This is a genomic window from uncultured Sulfitobacter sp., from assembly GCF_947502895.1.
Lineage (GTDB): Bacteria > Pseudomonadota > Alphaproteobacteria > Rhodobacterales > Rhodobacteraceae > Sulfitobacter.
In genome coordinates this window covers 75,776-101,481 of record NZ_CANNBM010000001.1, presented here as the reverse complement: position 1 = coordinate 101,481, position 25,706 = coordinate 75,776, and the positions used below count along the sequence as shown (strand labels likewise).

At 60.4% G+C, this 25,706-nt stretch carries 14 protein-coding genes; 9 read left to right on the top strand and 5 right to left on the bottom strand.

Annotation, left to right across the window (positions count from 1 at the left end; all coding sequences use genetic code 11):
- Window position 1 precedes the first annotated feature (1 nt).
- A complete protein-coding gene (locus tag Q0903_RS00445; RefSeq protein ID WP_299411834.1) occupies window positions 2–748 on the bottom strand; it encodes a WecB/TagA/CpsF family glycosyltransferase in 747 nt (248 codons plus the stop codon).
- A 201-nt stretch (window positions 749–949) separates the two neighbouring features.
- Here Q0903_RS00445 and Q0903_RS00440 point away from each other — a divergent pair, with 201 nt between their 5' ends.
- The 8 genes from Q0903_RS00440 (at window position 950) to Q0903_RS00405 (ending at window position 19,619) form a co-directional block, all read left to right on the top strand.
- Entirely contained in the window at window positions 950–2,407 is a 1,458-nt protein-coding gene (locus tag Q0903_RS00440; protein WP_299411833.1) for a hypothetical protein, read from the top strand.
- Window positions 2,408–2,684: 277 nt separating this feature from the next.
- A complete protein-coding gene (locus Q0903_RS00435; RefSeq protein WP_299411830.1) occupies window positions 2,685–9,098 on the top strand; it encodes a type I polyketide synthase in 6,414 nt (2,137 codons plus the stop codon).
- Window positions 9,099–9,102: 4 nt separating this feature from the next.
- Window positions 9,103–10,077 (top strand): glycosyltransferase family 2 protein, encoded by a 975-nt coding sequence (locus Q0903_RS00430; protein ID WP_299411827.1) that lies wholly within the window; start codon window positions 9,103–9,105, stop codon window positions 10,075–10,077.
- Window positions 10,074–14,564: a MupA/Atu3671 family FMN-dependent luciferase-like monooxygenase gene (locus tag Q0903_RS00425; RefSeq protein WP_299411825.1), complete on the top strand. Its 4,491-nt coding sequence runs from the start codon at window positions 10,074–10,076 to the stop codon at window positions 14,562–14,564. Before Q0903_RS00430 ends, Q0903_RS00425 begins: the two co-directional genes overlap by 4 nt.
- Complete coding sequence (locus Q0903_RS00420) at window positions 14,561–15,247, top strand: 4'-phosphopantetheinyl transferase superfamily protein (protein ID WP_299024007.1); 687 nt, start codon at window positions 14,561–14,563, stop codon at window positions 15,245–15,247. Before Q0903_RS00425 ends, Q0903_RS00420 begins: the two co-directional genes overlap by 4 nt.
- Window positions 15,248–15,277: 30 nt before the next feature.
- On the top strand, window positions 15,278–16,228 hold the full coding sequence (locus Q0903_RS00415; protein ID WP_299411823.1) for a hypothetical protein: 951 nt from the start codon (window positions 15,278–15,280) through the stop codon (window positions 16,226–16,228).
- Window positions 16,225–18,786 carry a hypothetical protein gene (locus Q0903_RS00410; RefSeq protein ID WP_299411822.1) on the top strand — a complete coding sequence of 854 codons (2,562 nt, stop codon included), beginning with the start codon at window positions 16,225–16,227 and terminating at the stop codon, window positions 18,784–18,786. The genes Q0903_RS00415 and Q0903_RS00410 overlap by 4 nt, the downstream gene beginning before the upstream one ends.
- On the top strand, window positions 18,783–19,619 hold the full coding sequence (locus Q0903_RS00405; RefSeq protein ID WP_299411820.1) for a glycosyltransferase: 837 nt from the start codon (window positions 18,783–18,785) through the stop codon (window positions 19,617–19,619). Before Q0903_RS00410 ends, Q0903_RS00405 begins: the two co-directional genes overlap by 4 nt.
- Here the strand turns inward: Q0903_RS00405 and Q0903_RS00400 are convergent.
- A complete protein-coding gene (locus tag Q0903_RS00400; protein ID WP_299411819.1) occupies window positions 19,616–20,812 on the bottom strand; it encodes a glycosyltransferase in 1,197 nt (398 codons plus the stop codon). The two genes, Q0903_RS00405 and Q0903_RS00400, sit on opposite strands and share 4 nt — an antisense overlap.
- A 113-nt stretch (window positions 20,813–20,925) precedes the next feature.
- On the opposite strand from Q0903_RS00400, the gene Q0903_RS00395 reads away from it, so the two are divergent.
- Window positions 20,926–22,272, top strand: coding sequence for an oligosaccharide flippase family protein (locus Q0903_RS00395; protein WP_299411816.1), 1,347 nt, complete (start codon window positions 20,926–20,928; stop codon window positions 22,270–22,272).
- On the opposite strand, the gene Q0903_RS00390 is transcribed toward Q0903_RS00395, so the two are convergent.
- The 3 genes from Q0903_RS00390 to Q0903_RS00380 form a co-directional block, all read right to left on the bottom strand.
- Window positions 22,273–23,568 carry a DUF874 domain-containing protein gene (locus tag Q0903_RS00390; protein WP_299411814.1) on the bottom strand — a complete coding sequence of 432 codons (1,296 nt, stop codon included), beginning with the start codon at window positions 23,566–23,568 and terminating at the stop codon, window positions 22,273–22,275.
- A 184-nt stretch (window positions 23,569–23,752) separates the two neighbouring features.
- Window positions 23,753–24,646: a CpsD/CapB family tyrosine-protein kinase gene (locus tag Q0903_RS00385; protein WP_299023990.1), complete on the bottom strand. Its 894-nt coding sequence runs from the start codon at window positions 24,644–24,646 to the stop codon at window positions 23,753–23,755.
- Window positions 24,647–24,724: 78 nt separating this feature from the next.
- On the bottom strand, window positions 24,725–25,369 hold the full coding sequence (locus tag Q0903_RS00380) for a sugar transferase (protein WP_299414434.1): 645 nt from the start codon (window positions 25,367–25,369) through the stop codon (window positions 24,725–24,727).
- Window positions 25,370–25,706: the final 337 nt, after the last annotated feature.

The window sequence follows — 25,706 nt, the reverse complement described above, 5'->3', positions numbered from 1 at the left end:
ATTAACGTTGTCGCCACGCGCCCGTTGTCAGCGCGGGTAGAATGGCAAAGCACTTGGCATAGCGTGGCACCATCCGCCGCGGGCTTTGCAATGCGCGCCAGAGCCATTCCAGTGCCAGCATACGCATGATTTTGGGTGCGCGTACCTGATTTCCCGACAGAAAATCCAATCCAGCCCCGATAGAGGCAAACCCCACCGCTGGACAGCGGGTGTGGGCAAACGCAGCAAATACCTCCTGTTTCGGCGCGCCGAGCGCGATGAAGCACAGCCGCGCCCCGGATTTATTCAGTTTCTCGCAAATTTCTGCCGCTTCCGCGCCCTGAGGATCAAACCCGTAGGGTGGTGCGTAATTCATCACGATATCCAGTTCTTGAATACACGCTTCCAGCACCTCTTTTGCGCCATTCAGCGATGCGTCCGAGCTGCCTACGAGCGCCACAGGCATACCCATTTCTGCGGCAGTCCTGCTCAGCGGGATCACCAGATCAGAGCCCGGCATCAGCTCCAGCGGCTTACCTGCAAGCTGTGCCAGCCAGACGACAGGACGCCCGTCTGCAACCACCAGATCATGCGCGTGATAGGCCTGTGCAAAGACGGTATCGGTTGGCAGTTTTGTCAGGTGATCAAGGTTGAGCGTGGCCAGCGCGAATCCGTCACCTGCCGCAAATTTATTTTTTACGGCCTGAAACAATGCGCTTTTGGTGGCGATATTGACCTCGATCGCCGCATCCCCTGTGCCATATTTCATATGTCACCTGTGCAACGGTGCCACAGAAATAAGGTGGGGAAGGGTGTGTATAACATGAAATTATATAACCAATTCATAGGGGTGGGCAGGTCTTTTGTTGTGAGTAACACTTGGGCGCACAAACTACCGTGATGACATGCGCCTGCCTAGAGTGTATTTGGGTGGACCAGATAGACCGCTGCACAACCGCACAGGAGCAAGATGCCGAACCCGATTGCATATCTCATGCTTTTGAGCTGGCCATTTGTTTGCCTTGTGTTGTTTCGCACCCAATCGGTGGAGCGGGCAATCGTGTGGTCGATCCTTGGAGGCTATCTGCTGTTGCCCCCGCTGGCAGAGTTCAACTTGCCGCTGGTCCCGTCAATGGACAAGGTATCGATACCCAACGTTAGCGTGCTGGCCATTCTGATCTTTGCGACGGCGCACAAAGTCCGCCTGTGGCCTGAGGGGCGTATCGCGCGGGTTCTGGTGGTGTTGCTGGTCTTTAGTGCGATCCCGACTGTGCTGACCAACCGCGAGCCCATCCTGTTCGAGGTGCTGCGCGATGCCGATCCGATCCTTTTCTTGGTGGACGCGCTGCCGGGGCAATCCATTCGGGACATCGGCTCGGTTCTGATCGGGCAGATGTTGACGGTGGTTCCTTTCCTGATAGCGCGCCAGTTTCTCAGCAGCGAGACTGGGCTGCGCGAAATGCTGCTGGCATTGATGGCAGGGGCAATCGCCTATTCCATCCCGTCACTGATCGAGATCAGGTTTTCGCCGCAGATGAACGTGTGGGTCTACGGATTTTTCCAACATAGTTTTGAGCAAACCATGCGCGCGGGGGGCTATCGCCCGATCGTGTTCTTGCCGCATGGCCTGTGGTTGGCGCTGTTTGTCTGCACTGCTGCTATGGCGGCTGCGGCGCTGGCGCGGGTCACCTCAAGGCTTGATCGATGGAAGGCAGTGCTCTGGACGCTGTATCTCGTGGCCTTCTTGCTGGCGTGCAAAAGCGCTGCATCTATCGCGTATGGCCTGCTGCTGGTGCCGATTGTGTATTTTGCGCCGCGCCGCTGGATGGTGCTGTTGGCGACACTGTTTGCTTTGGTGGCCGTGACCTATCCGATGCTGCGCAATCTTGATCTGGTCCCAACAGATGCGATTGTGGCCAAGGTGGCCGAGGTGAACCCCCACCGTGCGCAATCGCTTGGATACCGTTTTAACAACGAAGCACAGCTGCTGGACCGCGCCGCCGAGAAGCCAGCCTTTGGCTGGAGCGGATGGGGCCGCAGCCTTGTACGAGATGCCGAGGACGGAGAGATTTTGACCATCCCTGACGGCCGCTGGATCATTGTATTCGGTAGCTTTGGATGGCTGGGGTATATTGCCGAATTTGGTCTGCTGGCCCTGCCGTTGCTGCTGCTGGGGGCATATGTAATCCGCAACCGCAAGGCAGAGCTGTCGCCCTATATCGGTGCCGTTGCCCTGATCCTCGGAATCACGCTGATGGATATGCTGCTTAACGCGACGCTGACGCCCTTCACGTGGCTGACCGCAGGTGCTGTTCTGGGCTACGTTGAGCGATTGAACCCCCGAGCTGCGCCTGCACCGCGCCATGCATTGCGTAAACCGCCTATAATGGGTCGGGGCGTGCCCGCATCGCGGCGCAGCATTTTATAATCGCTATGCTTTGATGTCCCTGCGGTGAGGCGGGCATTTTCCGCTCAAGCACTCTGATTGTTTCCAAATCCGATATAATCAGCATTTTTACGCGGGGATTTACTGTGATACTGTCCCCCTGTGGTGGGCTTGAAAAAACAGCATAACGCCATGAAATAGACACTATCGGCAGGTACTTCTGTGTTTGGGCGATTGGGTTCGTCTGCGTAAATGGTCCGCTTTTTATTCAATTTTGGTGGGGTAACTCCTGACACGGCGGGCTGAAGGGTGAGACTATATGACTGAGCAGAACGCAAAGGCCGTGGCCCGAGGCGAAGACATTGCTATTGTTGGTATGGCTGTGAATGTACCGGGTGCGCAGACTGTTTCTGCGTTCTGGGATAATCTGCGCGGGGGCGTGTCCTCCATCCGCAAATTGACAGAAGAAGAGCTGTTGGCCGCTGGCGAGACCCCACAAAATATCGCACGCAAAAACTATGTGCGTGCGGCGGCTGATTTGCAGGGGTATGAGACATTTGACGCCGATTTCTTCGGCTTTTCACCCAAAGACGCCGCCATTCTGGACCCCCAGCACCGCAAGTTTCTCGAGGTTGCCTGGGAGGCGATGGAGCAGGCAGGCCATGTGCCCGAAAATGTAGACGGCCCCATTGGCGTTTATGCGGGCTGCGGCATGGGCAGCTATTTCTATTTCAACATCTGTTCGAACGCCGATCTGGTGGACGATGTGGGTATGTTTCTGTTGCGCCATACGGGCAACGACAAAGACTTCCTCTCGACCCGGGTAAGCCATGTGTTTGACCTCAAAGGCCCTTCAATCAATTTGCAAACGGCCTGCTCTACCTCGCTGGTGGCGATCCATTATGCCGCTGCCGCGTTGCGCGCGGGTGAGGTGGATATGGCGCTGGCGGGTGGTGTCACAATAGAGCTGCCGCAGGGGCGGGGATACATCTTTAAGGAAAATGAAATTCTGTCCCCTGACGGCGAGTGTCATGCGTTTGACCACCGCGCACAGGGGACCGTTTTTGGCTCTGGCGCGGGGTGTGTGGCGCTCAAGCGTCTGTCAGATGCGCAAGCGGACGGAGACCACATCTGGGCCGTGATCAAAGGCTCGGCCATCAACAATGACGGTGCTGCCAAAGCAGGGTATCTCGCCCCCTCGGTTGACGGGCAGGCGGATGCGATCGGCAAGGCTTTGGCCGCGTCGGGCGTAACGGCAGACCAGATTGAGCTGGTTGAATGTCACGGCACAGGCACCTATTTGGGCGATCCGATCGAGGTCGCCGCCCTGACCGACGCTTACCGCGCCCAGACAGACAAGGTGGATTATGCGCGCATCGGATCGGTGAAAACAAACATCGGACATCTTGATACGGCTGCGGGCGTGGCGGGGCTGGTCAAAGCATCGCTTGCGCTACACCACGGGGCGATGCCGCCCTCGTTGGGGTACGAGGCGCCGAACCCCGCGATCGGGTTTGAGGGCAGTCCGTTTGCCGTCAATGCCGCGCTGACGCCGTGGCCACGCACAGACATGCCCCGCCATGCGGCGATAAATGCGCTGGGTGTGGGGGGGACGAATGCCCATGCGGTGCTGTCTGAGGCGCCTGTCAGGCCTGCATCAGAAGAAAGCGATTTTCCGTTTCATATCTTGTGCTTGTCAGGTCGATCTAAAGCGGCACTTGAAGCGAATACGTCGGCCTTGGCATCCCATCTGCGCGCCCGTGCCGATCAGGAGCTTGCTGATGTCTCCTATACGCTGAAAAACGGGCGGCGCGGGTTTGAACGCCGCCGCGTTGTTGTGTCTGAAACCCACGCCGAGGCGGCCGACCTGCTGGAGGCGGGTGACACGCACCGCGTCTTTACCCACGAAGTTCTGGGGCCAGACGCGCAGGTTGCGTTCATGTTCCCCGGTGGTGGCGCGCAATACCCTGCCATGGCCCGCGATCTTTATGAGACAGAGCCAGCCTTTGCCGAAGCGATGGACCGTGGTCTTGATCATTTGGCACCGCAGCTGGCGTATGACATCCGCGCGCTTTGGCTGCCCGAAGCGGGGGCCGAGGCCGCCGCCGCCGAGACGCTCAAGAAGCCGTCAGTCCAGTTGCCGTTGATCGCCATCACCGAATATGCGCTGGCGCAGCTGTGGATCAGCTGGGGCGTCAAGCCTGCCGCGATGGTGGGCCATTCGATGGGCGAAAACGTGGCCGCCTGTCTGGCAGGCGTGATGAGCTTTGAGAGTTTGATTGATCTGGTGCTGCTGCGCGGCCGCCTGTTTGATACTGTACCAGCGGGCGGGATGCTGAGCGTGCCGCTATCGCGCACGGCGATTACGCCCTACATGACAGATGATCTGGATATCGCGTCGTTGAACGGGCCAGACCTGACTGCAATATCCGGTCCTGATGCTGCACTGAAAGAGCTTGCTGCGCGACTGTTCAAGGACGAGATAGAGAGCCAGCGCATTGCCATCGACATCGCCGCGCACAGCCGCATGCTGGAGCCGATTTTGGCTGATTACCGCGCGTTTCTGTCCCGGCTTGATCTGCAAGCGCCAAAGATGCCCTTTATGTCAAACCGGACGGGCAATGCGATCACGGCGGCGCAGGCGACTGACCCCGATTATTGGGTGGATCAGCTGCGCAACACCGTGCATTTCGCCGATTGTATCGAGACACTGAGCGCGGAGCGTGACTACGTTTATCTAGAGGTCGGACCGGGCAAGGCGTTGTCCTCGCTGGCGCAAATGTGCGCATCGGTAAAGCCTGCCCAAGTGCTCAGCTCTCTGCGCCATCCCGATCAGCAGATCGCGGATGATATCTATTTCTTTGGCATCATCGGCCGCTTGTGGGCGTGCGGCATCGAGGCCGACTGGGACCAGATTTGGGGCGAGGCGCGGCGCAATCGGGTGCTCTTGCCTACCTATCAATTCCAGCGCAGCGCGTACTTCATTGCGCCCGCCACGCAGACAGCCGCGCAGGCCGAGCCCGAGATTGCGCGGCTTGACGATATTGCTGATTGGGGCGCGGTGCCAAGCTGGCGTGCGCAATATGCGGATGTGGATGAAGACCTTGATGCGGCCCTTGCGCAGGGCGCGCAGCAGGATTGGCTGATTTTTGCAGATGCTGGCGGGGTGGGAGATGCCGTTGCCGCACGCTTGAAGGACGCTGGCGCTGATGTGGTTGTTGTACATGTAAGCGATAGCTTTGCCGATCTGGGGGATGGGCAGTTTGCGCTGGCCCCCGAGCAAGGGCGCGTTGGATATGACGCATTGTTTGCCGCGTTGGCCGCGCGTGATTTCGCCCCAAGCCGCATCGCGCATTTCTGGGGTCTGACCCAAGACGAAAGCCACCGCGCAGGCAGCAGTTTTTATGACCGTATGCTGGAGCAGGGATTCTACAGCCTGCTGTGGTTGGGCCAGACACTGGCCGAGCGCGAAGATGCCGCACCGACCCACCTGACCGTCTTTACCAATGGTGCGGCGCAAGTCGCGTCCGAGGCGCTGCCATACCCCGAAAAGGCGATGATCAGCGGCCCTGCGGGTGTGATGCCGCACGAGATTGCGGATTTGACTGTCTCAACAGTGGACATCGAGCTGTCAAAGCCTGAAGCGCCCAAGGGTCTCTTTGCCAAGCGGGCCGAGGTAACAAGGGCGGTTGATCCGGTCGGTTTGCGCCGTGTGTTGGACGATATGCTGGCCACGCCCGCAAATGCGATTTGCGCGCGTCGCGGCGAGCGGCGCTATGTACAGGGCTACCGCCCCCAGCGCCTCGCGCAGGCCGCAACGCCGGCTATCAAGAAGGGTGGAACCTATTTGATAACGGGTGGCTTTGGCGGCATTGGTCAAACAATCGCGGCTGATTTGCTGGCATCGCACAGCGCGCATGTTGTCCTGCTCAGCCGGACGGCATTGCCAGAACGGACGGCGTGGAAGCGTGTTTTACAAACCACCCATGCGGGTGATGCCGTTGCGCGGCGTATCCGTGCGGTACAGCGGTTGGAGGCCTTGGGCGGTACCGTTGAAGTGGCGGTTGCCGATGTAATGAACGTAGCGCAGATGCGCAAAGTGATCGAAGGACTGCGCGCGCGCGGGCCGATCGACGGTGTGATCCATGCCGCAGGTACGCTGGATGATGCGCCGCTGCTGGGCAAAACCCAAGCGCAGGTTGATGCCGTGCTGGCGCCCAAGGTGCATGGCTTGCGGGTGCTGGACCAGCTTTTGCCGGATGGTAGTATTGATTTGATGGTGCTCTTCGCCTCAACCTCGACTGCCACGCGGGCAGCGGGGCAGGTCGATTATGTGGCTGCAAACGACTATCTCAACGCTTTCGCGAAATCTCGCCGTGGCGGGCAGACCCGTGTTTTGGCGCTGAATTGGGGCGTCTGGGCAGATGTCGGGATGGCCGCCGAGGCTGTTGGCCAGACAGAGGTTGCAGCCTTGCCCCCCCGCGCGATGGATGTGCCATTGTTAGACAGTGCGCATGTGCTGGCAGGCGAGACGCGGTTCGAGGCTGCGTTTGCGGCAAAGGATGACTGGGTGCTGGACCAGCACCGCATGGCCGATGGCAGCGCGGTCATGCCCGGCACAGGTATGGTCGAGGCTATGGCGCAATCGGCTAATGCCGCTGGCCGGAACCTGCCCTTTGCCTTGCGCGATTTGTATTTCCTGCGCGCGTTTGACGCCCCCGACGGGGCCGCGCGCCAGATGCGGGTGACGGTAGAAACGGGTGGCGGTCATTCGGCCACGCTGCAGAGCGATTTCACGTTGGACGGACGCACAGGTTGGCAAACCCACGCGGAAGCGCTGATCTCTGATGAGATATCAACCCCGCAACCAGTCGACTTGCAAGAAATCTCAAACCGTCTGAGTGCGGTTGAGGACGCGGGTGGCGCCCATATGCCGACGCCACAGGAGGCGCATCTGCGCTTTGGTCCTCAGTGGCATGTTCTGCGCGCGCGACAGTTGGGCGAGGGCGAAGGACTTGCGCGTCTGATGCTGGACGAGGCACTGGACCCCGCACAAATCCTGCATCCGGGTTTAATGGATCTGGCAACGGGTTGGGCTGTGGAACTGGCGGCAGGGTACGATAACGCCGATCTTTGGGTTCCCATGTCCTACGGTGAAATTGCCATTCACGCGCCGTTGCCGCGCGAGATTTATAGTTGGATGCGCCTGACCGCATCGGGTGCGGATGATGCACGGTTTGATGTCACTTTGTGCGATTCTTCAGGCGCGGTGCTGGTCGAGGTGCGTGATTTCGCGATGTCCCGCCTCAAAGGCGGATTTGCGGCGCAGACATCCCCCTTATCGCCTGCCGAGCTTGCCTATGACGAGGATGACGCGACCGATGTGCGGCCGCAATCTGCCGCAGAGGAGCGGCTGGCCTATATGGTATCGCAGGGGATCACCGCTGCCGAAGGGCCGCAGGCCTTTGCCCGTGCGCTCGCGCTGGATGTCCCGCAGGTCTATGTCTCTTCGCTGCCTTTGCAGGCGCTCATCGCTGCTGCCGATCAGCCACCGCGCGAGATGCCCAAGGGGCAGAGTTTTGAGCGGACCGATCTGGAGGGGTTTGTTGCCCCCGAAGGTGTGGTGCAGGAAACGCTGGCCGATATGTGGTCCACGCTGCTGGGTGTTTCGCCCGTGGGGGCGGATGACAGCTTTTTTGATCTGGGGGGGCATTCGCTGATCGCTGTGCGCTTGTTCGCTTCGGTCAAGCGTGAGTTTGGTGTGGAATTTCCGATCTCGGTCCTCTTTGAGGCGCCGACAATCGCCCAGATTGCGGCGCGCATCACAGCCCAGACAGGTGATGTGGCGCGCGAGGATACCAAAAGCGAGACCGCGACAAGCACAGGCTTCGCGCATCTTGTACCGCTCAACGGGGTTGCACCAGCCCGTGCAGCGCCATTGTTCGTTGTGGCGGGCATGTTTGGCAATGTGTTGAACCTACGCCACCTTGCGCTGCAGTTCAGCGACACGCGTGCTGTCTATGGCCTGCAAGCGCGCGGGCTGATCGGGGATAGCGCACCCCATGAAACGATTGAGGAAGCAGCCGCCGACTATATTGCGGAAATCCGTCAGGTACAGGCGCATGGCCCCTACCTGTTGTCGGGCTTTTCCGGTGGCGGGATCACGGCCTACGAGATGGCGCGGCAGTTGACTGCCGCAGGTGAAGAAGTGGCTGTGCTTGCCCTGCTGGATACGCCGCTGCCTGTCCGTCCGAGCCTGAGCAGGCCAGACAAGGCGCTGATCAAGCTCGCAGAGCTGCGCGAGAAGGGGCCAAGCTATCTGGTGGAATGGGCGCAAAACCGCATCGCATGGGAAAAGACCAAACGCCAAGGAAAATCCGAGCAGACGGGTGCTGCGCAATTTAACAACACCAAAATCGAAGCGGCTTTTTTGCGCTCTGTCGGGCGGTATCGCACCCCTGATTGGGACGGCCCGCTGACCCTGCTGCGTCCTGCGCTAGACTGCCGCTATAAAGTCAGCGGCGGAAACTGGGTGAGCTCAGAGCGTGAATACGTCTTCGCGGATAATGATTGGACGCGCTATGCCCCGCATGTGCAGGTGATCGAAGTGCCAGGGGATCATGACAGCATGGTGCTGTCGCCCAATGTTGTCGTCATGGCCTCCGAGCTGGGTGAGGTGATCCGCGAGGCGCTGCACAAGCCGGCCCCGCAGCGCGCCACGGCGGCGGAGTAACCCTATGACTGCGCCAACTGTTCTGTGCATACTGCTTAACTACCGCACCCCCGCCATGACCCTGCGCGCGGCAGAGGCGGCATTGGCTGACCTGCACAGCGTGGGTGGTGAACTGGTGATCGTTGATAATGCCTCGGGCGATGGGTCATACGAGATGATTGCAGCGGAAGTCGCAGCGCGCGGCTGGGCGGTGGATGATCTGGTGCGCATTGTGGCATCGCCGGTGAATGGCGGCTTTGGTGCGGGCAACAACATCGGCCTGCGCATGCGGCTGAGGGACGGGCGGGTGCCTGATTACTATTATATCCTGAATTCCGATGCCTTCCCCGATGCTGGCTGCACTGCCGCCCTGATGGCCCACCTTGAGGCACACCCCGAGGCTGGCATCGCGTGTAGCCACGTGCGTGGGGAAGACAACGTGGTGCATACCACCGCCTTCCGCTTTCCCTCTATCGCGGGAGAGTTTGTGGGGGCGGCGCGCTTGCGCGTGTTCGAGCGGATGATGCCGCATGCCCCTGTGCCTATGCCCCAGCCCAGCGCCACCTGTCAGGTAGATTGGAGCGCGGGTGCCTCGATGATGATGCGTGCCAGCATGCTGGAGGCCATCGGCCTGTTTGACGAGACGTTCTTCTTGTATTTTGAAGAGACGGACCTTTGCCTGCGGGCCGCAAGGGCAGGGTGGACCTGCTGGTATGTGCCTGACAGCCGCGTCGTTCACATCGGTTCTGTCTCGACGGGGATGAAGACCAAACGCCGCATGCCGTCCTATTGGTACGACTCGCGCCGCCATTACTTTATCAAAAATCATGGCCGCATCTATGCGGTGACTGCCCTTTTGGCCCATCTGGTGGGCGGTGTTCTGCACCGCCTGCGTGCTGGTATCGCAGGGCGCAAGCCACAAGACCCCAACTGGTTTTTGGCTGATCTGATTGCCCATTCCACCACGCCTTACCGTCTGTCCCCGGAGGACCGCTCATGACTGCCCCGTTCAATTCCGCCGCTTTTTCCTGTGTGATCCTCGGGGATCAATCGCTGACGATTGCCTGTGCAGATATGATCGTGGCAGGGGGACACAGCATTGCAGCGGTGGTGAGCACGGATACCGATGTGCGCGCATGGGCCGAGGCACAGGGGATTGCGACCTTTGCCAAGCCTGCCGATTTGACTGGCGCAGACTTTGCCCCTTTTGACTGGCTGCTGAGCATTGCCAACCTGCGTATCATTCCAGAACCCGTGCTGGCGTTGCCGCGCAAAGGGGCGGTGAATTTTCACGATGGCCCATTGCCGCGATACGCAGGCCTGAACACCCCTGCATGGGCGATCATCAACGGCGAGACGCAGCATGGTGTCAGCTGGCATATGATCGAGGGTGGCGTGGACGAGGGTGATCTGCTTGCGCAGGAGTTTGTGGAAATTGCTGAAAACGACACGGCCTTCAGTCTCAATTCCAAATGCTACGCCGCAGGGATGGAAAGTTTCGCCCGCGTGATGGCGCAACTGGAAAGCGGCGCGCCCGCCCGCACGCCACAAGACCTGAGCCAACGCAGCTATTTTTTGCGCGATCAGCGGCCAGCAGTGATGGGCCTGATTGATTTCTCGCAAACCACGGCGCAGGTCACAGCCTTGCTGCGCGGGCTGGATTTCGGCGAATATTGGAACCCGCTTGGTACGGCCAAAATTGCGGCAGACGGCGTCGTATACCGTGTGCGCACTGCAGAGGTCGCGGATGCCAGTGGTGCGACAGGCGAAGTGATCGGGGCAGAGGGTGGCGATGCGCTGGTGGTTGCTACGGCAGACGGCGCGGTACGTCTGTCCGGTGTTGCAGCACTGGGCGCTGACGCAAACCTTCCAGCTGTTGGGACCGTGTTGGACCACGCGGATGACACGCTGGCACAGGTGCAAAAAGACATGCTCGCGGACGAGCCATACTGGCGTACTGCCTTGCAGTGTTTGACACCGCTTGCGGTGCCGTTGGCGCGGGGAGTGGCATCTGGCGAATATATTGCGCAGCGCATTGCAGTGCCGCAAGGCCTTGACCGCGCGCAGGTGATTACGGCTCTCTTGGCTGCAATGCGTTTGGGCGCAGGCGCGCAGTCAGGCGACATCGGCCATGCGATCACACCCAAAGCCTCGGGCCATATTCTGCCTTGGCTGCCCCTGCGCGGCGACAATGCCATCACGCCCCAGTTGGAGCGCATCGACAATACAGCAGGGATCGCCGCTGATCTGGTGATCCGTGATCCTGAAATAGAGGTGCTGATGCCGGCTGTCATGGTGGCTGTGGCACCCGTGCAAGGTGCTACTTTGACAGTGGTTCTTGAGGGCCGCGAAATAGTGCTGCATGGCGATAGTGGTCTGCTTGATGAGGCGTCATTCAGCCTTATCGCGCAGCGGGTGGCCCATTGCCTGCACGGCGGCGAAGGCCTGCCAGAGGCAGAGCGCAGCACGCTGTTGGAGGCCTGGAATCAGACGGATACCGCCTACACCGCCACGCCCATTCATACAGCCTTTCAGGCGCAAGTCGCGCGCACACCCGATGCCACAGCTTTGGTGTATGAGGATCAATCCCTCAGCTACAGCGCGCTGAATACAGCGGCGAACAAGCTGGCGCATCGCCTGACAGAGATGGGTATCGGCGTCGGTACGCCTGTCGGGCTGGCGACGACGCGCGGGCCTGATTTGCTGATTGGCGCACTTGGGATACTCAAGGCAGGGGGGGCTTATGTGCCGCTTGATCCCGCCTACCCAGAAGAGCGGATCGCGCATTACATTGCCGACAGCGGCGCACCTGTGATTGTGACGCAATCTGCGTTGGCCGACAGCCTGCCGCGTGGCTCTGCCGCGCTGCTGGTTATGGATACGGACACCGGCCTTGAGGGTGCGCCCGAAGTTAATCCCGAGGCGGGGGCAGGAGCCGATACGCTGGCCTATCTGATCTATACCTCGGGCTCGACCGGCACGCCCAAGGGCGTGATGGTGGCCCACGGCAATGTGGCCAACTTTTTTGCCGGCATGGACGAACGTATCACGCGGCAGGACGGCGACACATGGCTGGCTGTGACCAGCCTGTCCTTCGACATTTCGGTGTTGGAGCTGTTCTGGACCCTGTCGCGGGGCTTTAAGCTGGTGCTGGCGGGCGATGACAGCCGCACAGAGTTGTCGCGTGGACCCATTGCAGTGTCTGACCGCAAGATTGACTTTAACCTGTTTTATTGGGGCAACGACGATGGCATCGGGCGCGAGAAGTACCGTCTGTTGCTGGAGGGCGCGAAATTCGCTGACGCTCATGGTTTTAACGCTGTCTGGACGCCCGAGCGGCATTTCCATGCCTTTGGCGGGCCGTATCCCAACCCGTCGGTGACAGGGGCCGCAGTGGCGGCAGTGACACAAAATCTGGCTGTCCGCGCAGGCTCTTGCGTGGCACCCTTGCACCATCCCGCGCGCATTGCCGAGGAATGGGCCGTGATCGACAATCTGACCAACGGGCGCGTCGGACTGGCCATTGCCAGCGGCTGGCAGCCCGATGACTTTGTGTTGCGCCCTGAAAACACACCGCCCGATAACAAGCCTGCGATGTATACCGCGATCGAGCAGTTGCGCCGCCTGTGGCGCGGCGAGACGGTGAATTTCCCCACCCGCGATGGCAAGGGGTTTGACGTACTTACCCAGCCGCGTCCTGTGTCCAAGGAATTGCCTGTCTGGGTCACGACGGCGGGCAATCCTGATACATGGCGCGAAGCGGGGCAGATCGGAGCCAATGTACTGACGCATCTGTTGGGCCAATCGGTTGACGAGGTCGCAGGCAAGATCAAAATCTATCATGAGGCCCTGCGCGAAGCGGGCCATGATCCGGCGGATTTCAAAGTCACGCTGATGCTGCATACCTATCTGGCCGACACACGGGCGGAGGCCGAGGAAATCGCGCGCGGTCCGATGAAGGACTATCTGCGCTCGGCGGCGGGTCTGATCAAGCAATACGCTTGGGCTTTTCCCGCGTTCAAACGGCCCAAAGGTGTCACCAACCCATTCGAGGTGGATTTGGGCGGGCTGGACGACGAGGCGATGGATGCGATCCTTGAATTCGCCTTCCAACGCTATTTCAATGACAGCGGCATGTTCGGCACCATCGACGATGCCGTTGCCCGCACAGAAGAGTTAAAGCGCATTGGCGTGGATGAAATGGCCTGCCTGATCGACTATGGCATATCCGTAGACCGTGTGATGGAAGGGCTGGTGCCGCTGGCCGAAGTGCTGCGGCGTGCCAACGCAGGCGCGGCGCTGGAGCCGGACGATTTCTCGCTTGCGGCGCAGATGGTGCGGCACAAGGTCAGCCATATGCAATGTACGCCCTCAATGGCGCAAATGCTGGTGATGAATGACGAGACCCGCCATGCCCTATCGGGGGTGCGCGAATTGATGGTGGGCGGCGAGGCCTTGCCAGGTGCTTTGACGACAGAGCTTTTGGCGGCCTGCAACGGGCGGGTACAGAACATGTACGGCCCGACCGAGACAACAATCTGGTCCACGACCCAGACTGTGACCGCCCCCGAAACCACAGCCGCAATCGGCACGCCTATCGCCAATACTCGGGTCTATGTGCTGGATGACGCGCTTGCCCCCTGTGCGGCTGGCGTCGCGGGTGAGCTTTATATCGCTGGCGATGGTGTGACCAAAGGCTACCACAACCGTGCCGAGATGACGGCAGAGCGGTTTGTGAATGACCCGTTTGGCGGCGGCAAGATGTACCGCACAGGTGATCTGGCTGCGTGGCGTGGTGATGGCACGATGGGCTTTATGGGGCGCGCGGACGATCAGGTGAAAATCCGTGGTCACAGGATCGAGCTGGGCGAGATCGAAAGCGTGCTGGCCGCGCAATCGGGCGTCACCCAAGCGGTAGTTATCGCACGCGAGGCGGCAGGTGGGGCGCAATTGGTTGGCTATGTCACAGGCAGCGATGTGGACGAAGACCGTCTGCGTACGGCCCTGTTGGCGCGCTTGCCTGATATCATGGTGCCTGCGCGCATCGTGGAAATCGCCAAGATGCCGCTGACGCCCAACAAAAAGATCAACCGCAAAGCACTGCCGGAGCCTGTCAGCAAATCCGCGGCGGAATCTGTGGTCGGCGCCGCTGAGCAGACCAGCACCCAAGCTGCGATTGCGCGGGTCTGGGGTGCTATTCTGGGTGTCTCCAACGTCCGCCCGTCGGATAATTTCTTTGCGCTGGGCGGTCATTCACTGCTGGCGGTGCAAGCGCACCGCGATATCAAAGCAGCACTTGGCACAGACAAGTTGGGTATCACGGACATCTTCCGCTTCCCGACGCTGGAAGGGTTGGCAGGACATCTGGACAAAGGTAGTGCGGCACCCGCTCCGCAGCCGGAAGTCGCTGTAGATGCGCCTGCCAAGGCCGAAACGATGTCAAAACGCCGTGCGATGCGTGCAGGCCGGGCGAAGGCCGATACGTGAGCACCGATCCCGCTTTGGTTGCGGCGCTCGCGGCTTCGGTCCTTCCTGTAGAGATCGCAGTGGCGGCCCGTGATCCGCGGTTGATGCCGGATGCAATTGATGCTGACGAAGGCGGGGCTGTTGCAAACGCAGTGCCTGCACGGGTGGCTGAATATCACGCGGGGCGCGCGGCGGCCCGTGCTGCCATGGTATCGCTGGGTTTGCCGCCACGCCCTATTCCAATGGGGCAGGACCGTGCCCCGATCTGGCCGGACAACGTGGTGGGTAGCATATCACATTCCAAGAATGCGTGTGTCGGGGCAATTGGGCTGCGCGCTGATTGGGCGGGGATCGGCGTTGATCTGGAGGAAGCGACACCGCTGGACCCTTTGTTGGTCGCCGAGGTTTGTACCCGCAACGAGCGTGTCTGGCTGGGGCAACAGCCCGCAACCGAACGCGGCCTGATGGCCAAGCTGATCTTTTCCGCCAAAGAAGCCGCGTATAAAGCGCAATACCCGCTCAGCGGTGCCCTGTTCGGCTTTGAGGTGCTGGAGCTGGTGATCGACCGCAGTAAAAGCCGGTTCACGGCCAGTTTTTTGCAATCGCAAGGGCCATTCGCGGCAGGGGCGATTCTTGCCGGTTCTTACGCACATGCTGCGGGATTGCTTGTCACAGGCGTGGCGGTTGGGCAGTCTGACTGCTAGTATTTCATAAACGGATGAGGGGCATAGCGGATGATATCGCGTAGGACCGCGCTCAGGCTTGGGGCAGCAGGGCTGATCGGCGCAGGCGGTGGCCTTGCGCTGACCAGTGGCATGCGCATGCTTCGCCTGTCTGCGGCGGATGATCTGTATCTGGGCGGCCTCGCCGCGCCCGAAGGTCAGCTGAATGTGTTTCATCTGGGCCATTCGCTGGTCGGGCGGGATATGCCCGCGATGCTGGCGCAAATGGCGGGGGCGGGCCATGACTATGCCAGCCAGTTGGGCTGGGGCACACCGCTGCGTGCGCACTGGTATCCAGACGTGGCAGTGAACGGATTTGAGACCGAGAACGCGCACCCTAAGTTCCGCCCCGCCCGCGAAGCGCTGGAGGAGGGCGGCTTTGACGCTGTGGTTCTGACCGAGATGGTTGAGCTGACCGATGCGATCAAATATCACGACAGCCCCGAATATCTGGCGAATTGGGCAACTCTTGCGCGCAGGGCGCGGCCTGATGCGCGGCTCTATCTGTACGAGACATGGCACAACACCGACGATCCCGCAGGATGGTTGGCGCGGATGGATACAGATTTTGATGCGCTCTGGCTGAACCGTCTGGCCCTCCCTGCCGCAGTGCAAAGCGGTGCGCCTATTCATATTATTCCCGGTGGTCAGGTTCTGGCCGCCGTTGTACGCGCGGCCGAGGGGCAGGGCGGCATAGGCAATCTGACCAGCCGTGATGCGCTGCTGGCCCGCACGCCCGAGGGCGCTGTGGACACGATCCATCTGGGCGATTTGGGTGCGTATCTGATCGCGCTGACCCATTATGCCACGCTCTATCACCGCAGCCCTGTAGGGCTGCCATTGGCGTTGCAGCGCGCGGATGGTACAGCGGCGGATGCCCCCGATGCAGCGGCGGGGGCTTTAATGCAGGAAATTGTCTGGGACGTGGTGCGTGCCACCCCCTATAGCGGAGTACCCCGATGAGTGATCTGGCCAGCACCGCCTTTGCAGTTGTTATGGTGGGCCACAGTCTGTTTGGCACCACAGGCCCCGATATGTTGGATGCCGCGCTGGAGGCAACCAGCGAAAGCGTTTCTGTGCAGGCACAGATCATCAATGGCGCGCCGCTGAAATACAACTGGGAACGCTCGAACGAGGCGCAGGGCATTGATGCGCGTATGGTACTGCCACAGGGCGGCACAACCGATCTGATCCTGACCGAGGCAATCCCGCTGGCAAACCATCTGAAATGGAGCGAAACCGAAGTATACGCGCAGGCTTTTGCCGGTCTGGCGCTGAGTGGCAATCCGGATGCGCAGGTGTTTGTGCAGGAAACATGGCACAGCCTGAAAAGCGGATCAGGCGAAGCCGTGGAGTATGACGATGGGGCCGTAACCCCGTGGCGGGTAAGGCTGCAAGAGGATCTGGCTGATTGGGAAGGCATCGTAGCGCTTTTGCGCGCGGGCACGCCAGGGGCCGAAGACCGTGTGCATCTGATCCCCGCAGGTCAGGCACTGGCGCGACTGGATGATGCGATTGCAGCAGGCGAAGTGCCGGGGCTAAGTGCGATTGCGCAGGTCTTTGATGATGACATTCACCTGAATGCGCGTGGGCATTACTTTGTCTCGATGGTGCAATATGCCGTTCTGACAGGGGCCAGTCCCGAAGGATTGCCACATGCTGTCTCGGACCGTTTTGGCCAGCGCATCAGCGGGCTGGACGGCCCGATGGCGGCCGCGATGCAGCAGATTGCCCGCGCTTCGGTCGAGGCATACCGTGGCGGTGAAGTGGCAGCAGCCCCTGCGCAGGTCGCGGTTGCCGAGCCTGTTGCACCAGCACAAGTTGCTGCGCCAGCGCCGCAAGTCGCAGCAGCAGCGCCTACAACGCCAGAAAAAGACCCTGAGCCACCCGCGACGGCATCAGCCCCTGCGCCACCTGCAGGTGCGATTGCCGTTGGGTTGGCCCCTGTTACGGATTGGGGTGCGCAGCAGCCGTTTCTGGACGTAATGAAAACCGCGCGGCCTTGGCTGGGTCATCTGGCTGGGCAATTCGGCGGGATCGAATATGGAGAACTGGTCGAGGGCGGGCATATTGATGCGGCAGGCTGGGTGCGTAGCCTACCGCGCAAGGCAGGCTCTGTCGGGACGATGATTTTGACCGATCTGCCCGAGGCCGCGGCCCCGTCGGTACAGGGCCGCTATGTGCTGCGCTTTGAGGGTGCGGGCGTGGTCGAGCCAGCGGGCCGCGCCACCAACATACGCTACGGGCGCGGTGAGGTGCGGTTTGACTATACCCCAGGTCCGGGCAGTGTCGAAATCCGCATCCAGCGGACAAACACCGCCAATCCCGTGCGCAATATCACCGTTGTGCGCGAAGACCGTCTGGCTCTTTGGGAGAGCGGTGCGCTCTTTAACCCCGACTGGACCGCGCGCATGGCGCCCTTTGACACGCTGCGATTTATGGACTGGATGGAGACCAACAACTCGACCCAAGGGCGTTGGAATGCACGCCCGCTGGCCACCGATGCCAGCTGGGCGCATCATGGTGTGCCGCTGGAGGTTATGTTGGCGCTGGCCAATGATCTGGGTAAAAATATCTGGGTCAACATGCCCCATCTGGCCGATGATGCCTATGTGCGCGCCTTTGCCCAGACAGTGCGGGGGGGCCTCGACCCTGCGCTGACTGTCTATGTGGAATACTCCAACGAGGTTTGGAATTTCCAGTTTGCGCAGACCCGTTGGGCTGATGCGCAGGCGCAAGCGCGTTGGGGTAAAGCCGATGTCGGCACGCAGTTCTATGCCATGCGCGCGGCCGAAGTGGCGCGTATCTGGTCGCAGACCTTTGCGGATGATCCCGCGCGGCTGGTGAATGTCATCTCGACCCAAACAGGCTGGCTGGGCCTTGAAGAGAACATCCTGAGCGCACCTTTGGTGGTTGCCGAAGGCGGGACTGCCCCTGCTAACGCCTTTGATGCTTATGCCATTACAGGCTATTTCGGCGGAATACTCGGCCTAGAGGCGCGCAAAGAGCAGGTGACAGGCTGGCTGGACGAAAGCCTTGCACGGGCGGCAGATACGGCCAAAGCTCAAGGTCTGTCGGGCCAAGCACGGCAAGATGCCATCAATGCGGCGCAATATGACTATGCCACAGCACTGGCCGCGCAAGAGCTGACGGATGGATCTGTCTCGGGGCAGAATGTGGATACCGTGAGTGATCTGAGCACCCGTGTCTGGCCTTACCACGCGCGGGTCGCGCAAGAGGCGGGGTTGGACCTGATCATGTATGAGGGGGGCACGCATATCGTTGGCATTGGTGCGCAGGTTGACGATGCGCGGCTGACGGCTTTCTTCCAGCATTTTAACTATTCGCCCGAAATGGGTGCGCTTTACACCGCGCTGCTGGAAGGCTGGGCCGAGGTTGGGGGGCGCTTGTTCAATGCATATGCTGATGTTTATGTGCCGACAAAATGGGGCAGCTGGGGCGCGCTGCGCCACCTGAACGATGCAAACCCGCGCTGGGACGCACTGGTGGCGGGGCAATGAGCGTGGCGTGCAGCATCCTGATCCCCGCCCATAACGAGGTGGGCTATATCGAGCAGTGTCTTGAGGCGCTTCTGGCGTCGGACCCATGCAGCAAGGGCATCGAAGTGATCGTAATGGCGAACGGCTGCACGGATGCCACCGCAGGTGTGGCGCGCGGTTATGCGTCACGGTTCGCCGGTAAAGGCTGGCCGCTGACGGTGTTGGATCTGGCGCAGGGCGGCAAAATGGGCGCGCTGAATGCAGGCGACAGGATCGCACGACACGGCGCGCGGATATATGTGGATGCTGATGTTACCGTCTCGCCATCGCTGGTGGCAGAACTGGCCGCGCTGCTGGACACGGAAGAGCCGCGTTATGCGAGCGGTGCGCCGATTGTGGCTGCTGCAGGCAGCGCGTTTACCCGCGTCTATGCGCGTTTCTGGGCCAAACTGCCTTTCTGTACCCATGGGGTGCCAGGCTTTGGCGTATTCGCCGTGAACGCGGCAGGGCGTAAACGCTGGGGAGATTTCCCCGATATCATCTCCGATGATACCTTCGTGAGGTTGAGTTTCACTCCTGACGAGCGACACCGTGCCAAAGCCACCTATCAATGGCCGATGATCGAGGGGATGGCGCCACTGGTCCGCGTCCGCCGCCGTCAGGATATTGGCGTGGACGAAGTGAAGGCGCAGTATCCCCATCTGTGGAAAAACCACGACCCCGTACCACAAGATGCCCCCCCCTTGTGGCAGCGCGCGCTGCGCGATCCGGCAGGATTTGCCGCTTATGCACTTGTTGCGCTGGCCGTGCGGTTGCCGCATAGCACTCAGGACCGCTGGGCGCGGGGCCGTTAGCCCTGCATGAAGCTGGCCAGCTTGGCTGCCTGATTTGTCACATCGTGACGCGCCATGACGCGGGCATGTGCTGCATTTGCCATATCCGAGCGCGCTTGTGGGTCTGCAAGTGCCAGGTCACGCATGGCTTGGGCCAAAGCATCTGCATCCCCCGCTGGGACCAGCCAGCCCGTTTTATTCGGGATCACCAGTTCGGGGATGCCTGCGATATAGGTGGCGATCACCAGACGACCTGCGGCCATCGCTTCCATAATCACCATGGGTAGCCCTTCGGCAAAGCTGGGCATGAGCAGGGCGTGGGCGGATTGAAGCTCGGCTAGTATACGCGCCTCGTCCACCCAACCCGTTAGGGTAATGTTCTCGCCAAGGCCCAAAGCCTCTATGCGCGCCTCGATCTGCGGGCGCATCTCACCGTCGCCGATCAAAGTCAGGTGGGCGTCTGGATGGCTCTGTGTCAGCTTGGCCAGCGCGTCCAGCGCCAAAAGCTGGCCCTTTTGCTCCACAAATCTGCCAATCGCGACAAATCGCATGGGGCCGTCGGGCAGGGGTGTGGGGGCAGGGAAATGCGCAGGCTCGATCCCGCAATGCACGACCTTGATCTTGTCCCAGTGATCGGGGCCGGCCCAACGGGCCAACTGGCTGCGGCCATAGCTGGTGATGCCTACGGTAAATTTTGACCGCGCGACTTTGGTGCCAAGAGATAATGCGCGGGGGGCGTCGTATTCCTCGGGGCCATGCACGGTAAAGCTGTACTGCGGCCCGCCGAGGGCATGGGTCAGCATGGCAACGGTGGCTGCGTTGGTTCCGAAATGCGCATGGGCATGGGTTACGCCTGCCGCCGCACAGACGCGCGTGGCATAGGCCGCTTCCACGAGATAGATCAGGTGCTTGACCACCCCCACCTCGGACCGCCGCCCGCAGGAAACAGCGAGTGACATCGCCGCAAGAAAGCGGCTGGGGGCCGCTGCGAAAACAGCAAGCGTTGCACGCAGCAAGGCCAGCGCGCCCGCCTTGAGGACATATTGCGTGGCGGCTGCTTCCTCTACATCCTGCGCGTCGACCAAGGGTGCATCGCCTGCACGCATGGCAAGGCGGGTTACGCTGTGGCCTTGTGCCTCCAGCGCGCGAATTTCGCGGCGGATAAAACTGTGGCTGGGCTGCGGATAACTGTTGAGGATATAGGCGATGTTCAAGAGGCTGCGTCCTTCGTGTCTCACTTTAGGCTACCCGCGCTCTTGGCACTGGCACAAGGGGCGGGGCCGCGTTACCAATGGTCTAACAGCCAAAGCGGGGATGATTGAGGCAAATGGGTGGTCTTTTGCAGCAGTTGCGCGGCGGACGTCTGATGGCGCGGGTGCTGCGCAGTACCTCTTGGATATTGTTGGGCTATGGCGGCAGTCAAGCCTTGCGGCTGGCCTCAAACCTGATCCTGACGCGGCTATTGTTCCCCGAAGCGTTCGGTCTGATGGCCCTTATCTCGCTGGTGACAGTGGGGCTGATGTTGTTTTCGGACGTAGGGATCGCACCTTCGATTGCGCAGAGCAAACGGGGCGATGATCCTGATTTTCTAAACACCGCATGGAGCATTCAGGTGATCCGTGGTGTGGTGCTTTGGGCGATTGCAACAACTCTGGCTGCCCCCTTTGCGGCGTTTTATGACGCGCCGGAGCTGGCATTTTATCTGCCTATTGCCGCACTTTCGCTATTGGTAACAGGGTTTAACCCCACGCGGATCGAAACGGCGCACCGTCATTTGCTGATGGGGCGCTTGACGGTGCTGGATCTGACAAGCCAGATTATCGGTCTGGTGGTGATGGTGGTGCTGGCATGGTGGCTGCAATCGGTGCTGGCGCTGGTGGTGGGCGGAGTCGTAGGGCCATTGGTCAAACTCGCGCTGACATGGGCGTTTCTACCCGGTCCGGCCAACCGCTTTCGTTGGGAACCGGCGGCGGTGCGCGAGCTGGTCACATTCGGCAAATGGATATTTCTCAGCACTGCGTTCTGGTTCTTTGCCAGCCAAGGCGACCGCGCCGTGCTGGGCAAATTCCTGAGCCTTGAGAGCCTCGGCATTTATAATATCGCCTTTTTCCTTGCCAGTTTTGCGATGCAGCTTGGTACGGCGGTGTCGGGGCGGGTGATGATCCCCGTCTACCGTGATGCAAAACACGAGGTCGCCAAGATCGCCAAACTGCGCGCAGGGCTGAGTGGCGTGACGCTGACACTGCTGCTGGGTATGGCGCTCGCGGGGCCGTGGCTGGTCGGGGTCTTGTATGATGCGCGCTATGCCCAAGGCGGGGCGATTGTCACACTGCTGGCGGTTGCGCAGATCGCCCAGGTTATCGGGATGAGCTATGATCAGGCCGCACTGGCGGCGGGCGACTCGCGGCGTTTTTTCGTGGTCTCGGCCAGCCGTGCGGTGTTGCAGATCACGCTACTGATCACCGGTGTTACGGTGTTCGGGCTGGTCGGGGCGATTATAGGGATGGGGCTGGCGCATATCCTGACACATCCTGTGATGATCTGGCTGGCACGCGCGCATGACGCGTGGGACGCGCGCCATGATCTGATTTGTATTGTGCTTGCAGGGTCCATCGGCGCCGCTGCTGTCTGGCTGCATTGGGATGCGATTGTGGCGCTTTCGGCGCTGAATTGATCAGGAATGCCGTGCCAGCCGCGCTGCACGCCCCGCTTGGCCCGCTGCACGCCGTTTCTCACGCATCGCACGCCACTTGGAGCTTTTGTACTTTGGCGCCAGCTCGGGGATGGACACAACGGGCAAAACGCCTGTTTCACGCTCCATCTGGCGGGCCGAGCGGATGACAGGGCGGCGTAACTCCAACAGCCACGCGATGATAAAGGCAAGACCGGTAGAGGCCACAGCGCCCATGATCGCGCGCTTTTTCTTGCTCATCGTGATAGGATAATCAGGCACCTGTGCTTCTTCGATGGTGGTCAGACGCTCGCCTTTAGAGCCTGCTTCGAGGTTGAACCCCACCTGCGCCTCGTTGCGGCGCGCGGCGATGGCTTCCAGCTGGCTGCGCAACTGCTCCATCCGGCGGTCGAAATCGGTCAATGTGCGTTGAATTTCGGGCGAGCTCTGGATCGTTTCGCGCAGTGCGGTGCGGCGCTGGTCCAGCAGGCTGCGCTGCTCTGTCAGGGTTTGCAGTTGTATGTCCAGCGCACGTTCTTCGCGCTCTACCGTTGAGGCGCGGGCCGAACGGTCAATCTGGGTGCGGGCCAGCTGGGCGGTGATGATATCGCGGTCCAGCCCGAGGATCGCCTCGTTCAGCTGTGCCACTTCGGACAAGCGAAACTCGACCCCGCCTTCGACAGTCAGATCATTGTCGGTGCGGTATGTTTCCAGCTCGGCCTCTAGGGCGGCGATCTGGTCCAACACGACTTCTTCCTGACTCTGAAAAAAGGCGAGGGTCTGGGCCGTCTGTTCGCGCCGCTGTGCTGCCATCAGGCTGCGGGTTTGCTCGGCAAATTCATGCGCCACATCGCGGGCCAGCTGTGCCTCTTCCATCTGCGCGGTAATCGTGAGGACCGAAATTGTGCCATCGTCGGCAAAGCCTTCGCGCGCGGCGGCGACACCATTTATCGACACTGCCTGACGCAGCAGGTTGACCTTTTCGCTGGGCTTTAGTGCCTCTAGATTGCTGTATATCCCGAATTTTTCGATGATCTGTTCGAGGCTGGTGCGTGCCATCAATTGCTGCTGGATCAGCTGCAAGCGCCGCGCTGACGACCCCTCAACAGTCGAGCGGGCAAGCTCGTCGTTGATGGTGGGTTGTTCAACCTGAATCACTTCGGAAGACGTATAGAGATGCACATGGCTCATCGCCCAGTAGAGCGATGCAATGCAGCCTGCGATGATCACAAACAGGATCACGGCCAGCCTGCGCCGTGTCATGTCGAGGAAATCTTGTACTGTATAGATCGGACCCATATCCGCCTCGCTCAACTCAACCAACTCGCTGCCAACGCAGACGTGCCGCACCCATGGCGGGGACGGCGTTTCTATCTCATTAAACGTAAATTCTGTCTATTATGTGACGTTGGCATTCGAGCGCAGTCTACAGGCCTTGGGACGTTGCGCAAAGCGCCATATTGCCGCCGATACGCTGGGCCTGTCAGAACCGTTCGATGCTTGAGGCGCGCGCGCGGTTCAGGATAACGCCCAACAATGGCACTTGGCCATCAAGGACACGCTCACATTCGGCGATATGCTTTGCCATGGTCTGCGTACCGTCAGACACCAGCAAAACCCCGTCCAACTGGGGCAGGAACGCCGACGTATCGTCGTAGGACAGAAGCGGTGGCATGTCGTAGATTACGATATCTGGCTTTAGTGATGCGCGCATCTCGGCAAGGCTGGCCGCTGTTGCGGGGTCTTGCATGATTTCGGCGGCATCTACCTGCGGGCCCGCCGCAAGGCCCACTGCCAGCGTATCGCTGGCGCGCATGATATAGTCGCTGATCGCAACATCACCTGCCAGAAAGTCACGCAGATCGCCTGTCTGGCTTGAATCCATGTCCAGCATTTCTGCCAAACCCGGATTGCGCATGTTGAAATCCATCAGCACCGTGCGCGAAGAAGGCACCCGTGCAAGGCTTGCCGCGAGGTTGGCGGCGGTGAACGTATTGCCACAACCCGCAGTAGGAGAAGCGACAGCGATATTAACCCAGCCGTGCTGCTTGACGGTCTGGCGCAAACGGGTGCGCAGCAGATCAAAAGCGCGCGACACATCGGTTTCGCGGAAATCATCGGCGGCTTGGCTTCCTGGCAGGATATGTTGATCCTTGCCTGGCAATTGTTCGTGCAGCAAACCCCAAAGATCACGTGGAGAGCTGTCTTCGACCTCATAGGCGACGGGCAGGGGGGCGCCTGTCTCGTCCACAAACAGATCGGCTTCAACCGTCGGTGTAAAACGGCGCGGGCGGGTAAAACTACCCTGCGCAGGAACCATCAGATCGCCGCGCGTTTGCGCGCCATCGTTGGCGGAGGATGCATATGTATCCTTCATTGGATCAGGCTTTCCGGGTCTGAGCATAGGGTTAATATAACCCTGCTTGCATCAATTTCAAAGGTGGGCGCAGGTGGCTTAGCACCCTGTCCTGCGCAGCATAACGCCGACAGTCTTGAAGATAATGGCAATGTCGCCCCACAGCGAAAGTGTCTCGTTGTATGTGGCGTCCACCTCGTTGCGGAACGAAAAGCGGTTCTCGTTGCGGGCAGAGATTTGCCAAAGCCCCGTGATACCGGGACGCAGGGCGAAATACTGCGACGGGTTGCCGTACATTGGCAGCTGTTCGGGCATCATGGGACGCGGACCAATCAGGCTCATGTCACCTGTCAGAACGTTCCAAAGCTGTGGCAGCTCGTCCAGCGAGGTAGAGCGGAGTGCCGCACCGATGCGTGTGACGCGGGGGTCGTTGATCAGCTTTTGCTTTTCATCCCACTCGCGCCGCATCTCGGGATCGCTGGCGAGGTACTCTTCCAGCACGGCATCAGCGTCCCGTACCATCGTGCGCAGCTTGAGAATGGAGAAGCGTTTGCCGTTCCGGCCCAACCGTACCTGACGGTAGAACGGATTGCCGCCCTCGGCCCAGAGGGCCGCAATGCAGATCGCCATGATAGGCAGAAAGAAGGGCAAGCTGAGAATGATGAGAACAGTCTCCAGCGCGCGCTTGCCACCATTGCGGTACGGCGCACGCGGCGCAGGCGCGGTCTCGGTGCCGAACAGCATGGCAGAAGCGCGGGCCATTGCGATATGGGCATCCACATCACCGCTGGCCGCCGCAAGCTGTGCCAAGCCGTATCCTGGCTGATCCGCATCAAATTTCTTCATAGTCCAAACCCCCCCAGGGTCATTTGGTCGTGTCGTGTGGTGCCCCGATCCATTCGGAGCATCCGTTTGTGTCGGCAAGTTGCGTATCCTCTGGTACGTGCATCGCTATGGCAGCAGCGGGCCGTTCCGTCGTCTTCGTTCCTTGCATCAAAAGCATTCGGAGCTTTTGACAGTGTTCAATTCAAACGACTGTTTGCCGTCTGTTTGCCTGACGCTGCGGAATGCCGCGTCTGAC